8 protein-coding genes and 1 tRNA gene are annotated in these 6,673 nt (G+C 59.4%); 3 read left to right on the top strand and 6 right to left on the bottom strand.

The window, feature by feature from the left end; genetic code table 11:
- Window positions 1-106: 106 nt before the first annotated feature.
- Window positions 107-586 carry an OmpH family outer membrane protein gene (locus E7T06_RS07510; protein ID WP_136365210.1) on the bottom strand — a complete coding sequence of 160 codons (480 nt, stop codon included), beginning with the start codon at window positions 584-586 and terminating at the stop codon, window positions 107-109.
- Window positions 587-695: 109 nt separating this feature from the next.
- Window positions 696-1,205: an OmpH family outer membrane protein gene (locus tag E7T06_RS07505; RefSeq protein ID WP_136365209.1), complete on the bottom strand. Its 510-nt coding sequence runs from the start codon at window positions 1,203-1,205 to the stop codon at window positions 696-698.
- Window positions 1,206-1,335: 130 nt separating this feature from the next.
- Between E7T06_RS07505 and E7T06_RS07500 the strand changes: the two genes are divergently transcribed.
- The gene (locus tag E7T06_RS07500; protein ID WP_136365208.1) at window positions 1,336-1,965 is read left to right on the top strand and encodes a CBS and ACT domain-containing protein; all 630 of its coding nucleotides are present in this window, start codon (window positions 1,336-1,338) and stop codon (window positions 1,963-1,965) included.
- A gap of 133 nt (window positions 1,966-2,098) precedes the next feature.
- Here E7T06_RS07500 and E7T06_RS07495 read toward each other — a convergent pair.
- Both E7T06_RS07495 and ffh read right to left on the bottom strand, forming a co-directional pair.
- Window positions 2,099-2,174: transfer RNA gene (locus tag E7T06_RS07495), tRNA-Lys, on the bottom strand.
- Between the two features lie 99 nt (window positions 2,175-2,273).
- On the bottom strand, window positions 2,274-3,626 hold the full coding sequence (gene ffh / locus E7T06_RS07490; RefSeq protein WP_136365207.1) for a signal recognition particle protein: 1,353 nt from the start codon (window positions 3,624-3,626) through the stop codon (window positions 2,274-2,276).
- Window positions 3,627-3,687: 61 nt separating this feature from the next.
- Between ffh and E7T06_RS07485 the strand changes: the two genes are divergently transcribed.
- Window positions 3,688-3,972, top strand: a complete 285-nt coding sequence (locus E7T06_RS07485; RefSeq protein ID WP_136365206.1) for a nucleoside triphosphate pyrophosphohydrolase — start codon at window positions 3,688-3,690, stop codon at window positions 3,970-3,972.
- 184 nt (window positions 3,973-4,156) lie between these two features.
- Window positions 4,157-4,753, top strand: coding sequence for a peroxidase-related enzyme (locus tag E7T06_RS07480; protein ID WP_136365205.1), 597 nt, complete (start codon window positions 4,157-4,159; stop codon window positions 4,751-4,753).
- Between the two features lie 95 nt (window positions 4,754-4,848).
- Here the strand turns inward: E7T06_RS07480 and E7T06_RS07475 are convergent, their stop codons facing one another.
- Both E7T06_RS07475 and E7T06_RS07470 read right to left on the bottom strand, forming a co-directional pair.
- Window positions 4,849-5,703: a hypothetical protein gene (locus tag E7T06_RS07475; protein WP_240740901.1), complete on the bottom strand. Its 855-nt coding sequence runs from the start codon at window positions 5,701-5,703 to the stop codon at window positions 4,849-4,851.
- Between the two features lie 78 nt (window positions 5,704-5,781).
- Entirely contained in the window at window positions 5,782-6,618 is an 837-nt protein-coding gene (locus E7T06_RS07470) for a 3-hydroxybutyryl-CoA dehydrogenase (RefSeq protein WP_136365204.1), read from the bottom strand.
- Between the last annotated feature and the right edge of the window lie 55 nt (window positions 6,619-6,673).

The raw sequence follows: 6,673 nt of genomic DNA, 5'->3' as shown, positions 1-6,673 counted from the left end.
TCGCTCAACTTGAAGCAGATTGGGATAAGCTGATTTTGCCACCGTAGAAAAAAAAGGCCCAACACTCTGGCTGGGCCTCTTTCCTATTTTCAACCACTTTTTCCGGCTATTTCAGCGCTTTGATGACGGCTGCGGTCAGGTCGGTGGTCTGGGCGTTGGCGTACACCACGAGGCCCGTTTTGGCGGCGACACCCTGATCGAACACCACTGTAAATCCACTGGTCTTGGCAACTTTGGCAACGGTGGCATTCAGCTTGGTCGCCAGCGGCGCAAAGGCGGTGTTCAGGCGCGACTGGTAGCCGATTTGGGTGGTCTGGTAAGCCTGCTGCGCCTTAAGGAGCGCCTGCTGATCGGCGGGTTTGCGCGAAGCGGCGGCTTTGGCGGCGAGAGCTTGAATGTTCTTGGCTTTGGCTGCCAGATCGGCGGCGACATTGGTGTTCAGTTTCAGGTAAGCGGCGCTGCTGGGCAGGGCTTTTACAGCGGCCTGCACGTTCACGAAGCCCACCCGCGAGCGGGACTGTTGGGCGTAGGGCACAGTCACCATCAGGGCAAAAGGCAAAAGAAGAAAAGTCAGTTTAGGATTCATGTCCACCTCGGGATCAAGTTGGTCGGAGCAAAGAAGAACCCCCGCATCAGGCGCGGGGGCGGGCAGCATGACCCCTGAACTCGGAAGAGGCAGGGTCACGCCGACTCGATCAGGGCTTCAAGACCTTGACGGTGGCGTCGGTCATTTCGGCGGCAGGATCGGCGTAAACCACGAGGCCGCTGTTTTTGGCGACATTGCGATCCATAATCACGCCGAAGCCGTTGGCCTTAGCGACTTTGTCGATGGCGGCGTCTACGGCAGTTTCTACGACGGCAACTTTGGGGGCCAGCTGCTTGTCGTACTCGGCGGCTTTGGCCTGACCGGTTTTGACCAGTTGCTCACGGGTTTGCTTGTCGGCGGCGGTGGCAGCCGTGCCTTTGGTGTCGATGGCCTGAATCTGCTTATTAATAGCGTCGAGTTCAGTGGCGGCCTTCTTCTGAATGGCCTCGATCTCGGTGTTGGAGGGGTGAGAGGTCAGCAGCTTCTGGACATCTACAAAACCGATTTTTTGGGGTGTGGTCTGGGCGTGAGGGGCAAGCGTGCCGAGGCCGAACGCAGCGACGATAGCCAATGGAGCGAGTGCCTTGGGAGACAGAAAGGTTTTGGCGGAAAGCTTCATGATTTGCACCGTATCACGCTCCTTTCTGAGCCGAATGAAGGTAGGCACAGCCAGTTCACATACGCCGTCAGAGAGGCGTCAGGCCGGGGCCGCCGGGTGCTGCGGCTCCGGGCAACGTACACTGGCCTGTATGCTGGTACGCGACTGGATGACTCCTGATCCCATCACTGTTTTGCCCGACACCCCGGTCATGGACGCCCTCAAGATCTTAAAGGAACGGGGCTTCCGGCGGCTGCCCGTGATGCAGGGCGGCCAACTGGTGGGAATCACCACCCGCAAAGACCTCAAGGACGCTGTGCCGAACAAGGCCACCACCCTCAGCGTGTGGGAACTGAACTATCTGCTGAGCAAACTGACGGTGGCCGAAATGATGGCCCGCCCCGTCATCACCGCCTCCGAGGGCGAATACATGGAAGATGCGGCCCTGAGAATGCAGGAACACGCTGTAGGCGGCCTACCTGTGATCGGTGAGTTTGGGCAATTGTGCGGCATCATCACCATCACCGACGTGCTGCGGGCCTTTACCAACATCATGGGCCTGCGCGAGGGCGGCAAACGCCTGACGCTGGATATGCCCGACGTGCCGGGAAGCCTTGCACGGGCCACCCAAGCTATTCAGCCCAGCAACATTATCAGCGTGGCTACCTACCACAAAGACACCGAAGCAGGCCGCCGCCGCTTTGTAATGCGCGTGACCGGAGAAGGCGTGCGAGACGTGCGGGCGCGGGTACGGGACGCAGGAATAGACGTGCTGGACTGAAGTGAAGCGGGGAGAGGTAGGTAATCGGCCTGCCTCCCTCGCTGCCTTCAACAACAGGTGCTTTTAGGAACCGATATTCCAACATCAGTATATTCAGAAACTAAAAAAGCCCGCACTAGGCGGGCAATTTCTGTGGTGGGATGTGTAGGACTTGAACCTACAACCCGCTGATTAAAAGTCAGCTGCTCTACCAATTGAGCTAACATCCCATACTCTTCCCGCCACCTGCGCGGGGCCGCGTGTGGCAGCGGGAATGAGTATACGGACGCTGTACAGTTCTGTCAAATCTGGGCTGAACAGTTACACACTCAGCGTTTGAGATTGCGCGGCATGGGCGGCATTTTCGGGGGAAATCCACCTTTGCCGGGGCCTTTTCCGCCGGGGCCACTCATGCGGCCCAGCATCTTCATCATGTCCTTCATCTGCTCGTGCATCTTCAGAATGCGGTTGATGTCCTGCACGGTATGCCCACTGCCCGCCGCGATGCGCTTGCGGCGTTTGCCGTCGATGATCTTGGGATTGCGCCGCTCTTTCAGGGTCATCGAACTGATCATGGCGTCAATGCGCTGAATCTGCGCCTCGTCCACGTTGAAGCCTTCGGGCAGGGCGCGGCTCATGCCGGGAATCAGCTTGAGTAGGTCGCCCAGTGGCCCCATTTTGCGAATCTGGCGGAGTTGTACCAGCAAGTCTTCCAAGTCGAAGTCGCCGGGCTTTTTGACTTCCATCGCCTTCAGGTCGGCTTGTTGGGCACGCTCGATCAGGCCCAGCATGTCGCCCATGCCGAGGATTCGGCCTGCCACACGGTCAGGGTAAAACGGCTCCAGCCCAGTCAGTTTTTCGCTGGTGCCCGAAAAGTAAATCGGCTTTCCGGTGACGCTGCGGGCGCTGAGGGCCGCGCCGCCGCGTGCATCGCCGTCCATTTTGGTGATGATCAGGCCCGACAGATTCACGCGGGCATCGAAGGTCTGGGCCACGTTCAGGGCTTCTTGCCCGGTCATGGCGTCTACCACCAACAGCGTCTCGCTGGGTTGCAGTTCGCTTTGCAGGTCGGCCAACTGATCCATCAGCGCGGCGTCTATTTGCAGGCGGCCCGCCGTATCCACGATCACCAGATCACGGAAATCTTCTTTCAGGTGAGCGTCCAGCCGCGCCCGCGTTTGCTGGGGTGTTTCGCCATCGGCCACCTTCAGAATGGGCACGCCGACTTGCTTTGCCAGCACTTCCAGTTGGTCACGGGCGGCGGGGCGCTGGGTATCGGCGGCCACCAGCAGCACGCGGCGGCCCTTGGCTTTGTAGTGGGCGGCCAATTTGCCCGTGCTGGTGGTCTTGCCTGCCCCTTGCAGACCCACCATGAACCACACGTTGCCTTCCGTTTTCAGGGTCGGTTGCGCCGCTTTGCCGCCCAACGTCTCAATCAGCTCGTCGTGCACCATTTTTACCATGGTTTGGCCTGCGTTCAGGCTGCCCAGCACGTCTTGGCCCACCGCTTTTTCGCTCACGCGGGCCACAAAATCTTTGGCCACCGTAAAGTTCACGTCGGCTTCCAGCAGCGCCATCCGAATCTCGCGCATGGCGGCCTTCACCTGCGTGTCGGTGAGTTTGCTCTCGCGGCCCACCCGGTCAAGGATGTCCTGTAACTTGTTGCCCAGCGCCTCAAACATGCCTTGAGGCTACCACGCAGCCGGGGGCCGCTTTGTTGTGCAGGCGGGATAGAGTGCCGAAATGGGCAAATTGGTCAGAGACGGCATCCCGGCGATCATGGGAACAAGTGCTGTGGCGCGGGTTCTGGACGCAGACGAATACGTGGTTGCCTTAAGAGTCAAACTGGAAGAAGAAGTGTCGGAATATTTGGACGCACATAACCCGGAGGAATTGGCCGATGTGCTGGAAGTCCTGCACGCTCTCGCCGCCCAGCACGGCCTGACGCCGGAACAGTTGGAAGCACTGCGAGCCGCCAAGGCACAGGCGCGGGGCGGCTTCGGCGGGCGCGTGTGGATGGAATTTTGAGGGTGTGGGGCGTGGGTGGTGTGTAGGAAAGGCGCGGGTTTCCAGTGGAAGAGGAGAGACGCTCGTCCCTGAATTTTAGTTTCAAGCAGCCACCAAACTCCTTTCTCAGACCCTTAGACCTCTTTTCCGTTCCTACTCACCGTTTTCCTAACGCTCGTTAGTTTTCCTACGCTACCCTGTTCCCATGACCCCCACCGATCCTGCCCACAACCGAATTTCATGGCTGGCCGTACCTACCGAAACCGACGTGCCGGAAGGCGTGCGCAAGCTGTGGACTAAAGCTGAGGCCAACGTAGGATTCGTGCCCAACGTGTTCCGCGCTCAAGCCCTCAGCGGCGAACAGTTTTTGGCATGGTGGGGTTACTTCAATCTGCTGCTGAACAAGGAAGGCTTTTTGACGCCGCTAGAGCGCGAGATAGTGGCGGTGGTGGTCAGCGGCGCGAACCGCTGTATTTACTGCGCGGTATCGCATGGAGCGGCCCTGCGCGAATTATTGCAGCAAGCGGGCGAAGACCCCCACATGGCAGACTTGGTGGCCGTGAACTGGCGACATGCCAGCCTCAGCCCCCGCAGGGCGGCCCTGTGCGCCTACGCCGAGCGCCTGACCCTGCATCCGGCAGAAGTGGCCGAAGCCGACTTGCAAGCGCTACGGGACGTGGGCCTCAGCGATCAGCAGATTCTGGAACTGGTACAGGTCATCGGAATGTTTAACCTCACCAACCGGGTCAGTGGGGCGCTGGGATTCTTGCCCAACGCCGAATATCACGGGCAGGCGCGGTGATTTGGGAGCTGACCCGTATGCTGTCAGCGACCTGAAACAGTTTCCGGCAACGCTGGTTTACTCAGCGTTGCCGGAAACTGCCTTGCCCGTCGTGTTTAGCCGCCGCTGCGGGTGTAGCCCGTGCTTTGCCAACTGCATCCACTACGAACCAAGCTGACGGTGCCGCCGTAGCTGCCACTCACAGCCTGCCCGTTGCTGACCTGCGTGGCGCTAAAGGAAACGCTGCCGCTGACCGTTGCCGTATTGCCGCTGACGGTGGCCGACCCGATGCTGATGCTGGGATTGATGTTGCTGTAAATGCCGGAGTACGCACTCGCGCCCGCCTGAATCGCACTCTGGATGGCCCCCTGAGCAGCAGATGCGGCGTTGGAAGCGTCCTGAGAGGGGCTGACGTTGCAGGCCACCGGTGCGCCCGAAGACGTAGTGCCGCCGCTGTTGATAGCGGCCTCCGTTACGGCGGGCGGGGCCGTGAGGTCTACGCCGCGAAACACGTAGTTCAGGCCGATGCCCACGCGTGGCCCGATGATTGCGCCGAGCAGGGTACTGGTGCGCTGCACGCCCGCCTCTAGGTAGCCTTCTACGGGGAACAGAGGAATGCCGTAGCGCACGCCCGCGCCCGCAAACAGGCTGGGATCGGTGTTGGGATTGGTGTTGGCTCCGGCCAGAATGTAGGCTCCAACGGTTTGCGACTGGTACACGTCGAAGGTGAGTGCGCCGCCCACCGACACGCCGCCTGCTACGCCCTGCACGTTGCTGTTGCAGTACACGCCCTGCACAAAACCGCCGATGCGCCCCTCCTGCACGCCCACACGCGCCCCCGCCACTTGGCAGCCCAACCCGAAGCCGGTATTCAGACCCAAACGCACTTCGGCGGCGTTGGCGGTGCCCATCATGCCCATGCTGGCCGCAGCGATGGCTGCCGAGACGATCCACTTCACACTGGATTTCATATTCCTTAGTTTTAACATGTGTGCCCTAGGGGCTTCTGACCAAGCCTTCATCACTGGCTCAGATGGGCCGCACGCCGGTCAATAGGTGTAGAAGCCTTGCCCGCTTTTTCGCCCCAATAATCCTGCCTGCACCATCTTCCTCAGTAGCGGCGAAGGCCGGTATTTGTCGTCACCTAGCCCCTTGTGCAGCACCTCCATAATAGCGAGGCAGGTATCCAGCCCAATAAAATCCGCTAAGGTCAGCGGCCCCATCGGGTGATTCATCCCCAGTTTCATGATGCCGTCGATGGCTTGGGGTTCGGCCACGCCTTCCATCACGCACTGAATAGCCTCGTTCAGCATGGGCATCAGGATTCGGTTGGACACGAAACCGGGGAAATCATTGCACGTCAGCGGGGTTTTGCCCATCTGTTCGGCGGTCTGAATGACTTTTTGGGCGGTTTCATCGCTGGTGCTGTGGCCGCGAATCACCTCTACAAGCGCCATCAGCGGCACTGGGTTCATAAAGTGCATTCCGATAAACTGCTCAGGGCGGCCCGATGCACTGGCAAGCGCCGTAATAGGAATGCTGCTGGTGTTGCTGGCCAATATTCCGTCTGCCTTGACGATGCGGCCCAACGTGCGAAACAGTTCGGCTTTGATGGCTTCGTTTTCCACGATGGCTTCCACTACCAGATCACTGTCGACAAAATCGGCCAAATCGGTGCTGAAGCGGATACGGCCCATAATTTCGTCGGGCGTTTCGGTCAATTTGCCTTTTTCATGCAACTTGGCAAGACTCTTTTGAATGGTGGCCCGTCCACGTTCCAGAAACTCTGGTTTGACATCTTGCACGATGACGCTAAAGCCACTTTGCGCGGCCACCTGTGCAATCCCTGCGCCCATCTGTCCTGCGCCTACGACTCCGAAATTCATTTCTTGGCTCCTTGTGCATGGCTTATATGTGCTGTGTCTAAGGGTCTAAGGTGCT

The organism is Deinococcus sp. Arct2-2 (assembly GCF_004801315.1).
In the GTDB taxonomy this organism is placed as follows: Bacteria; Deinococcota; Deinococci; order Deinococcales; family Deinococcaceae; genus Deinococcus.
The sequence above is the reverse complement of the archived record's forward strand: the minus strand, read 5'-3'. Positions and strand labels throughout refer to the sequence as shown.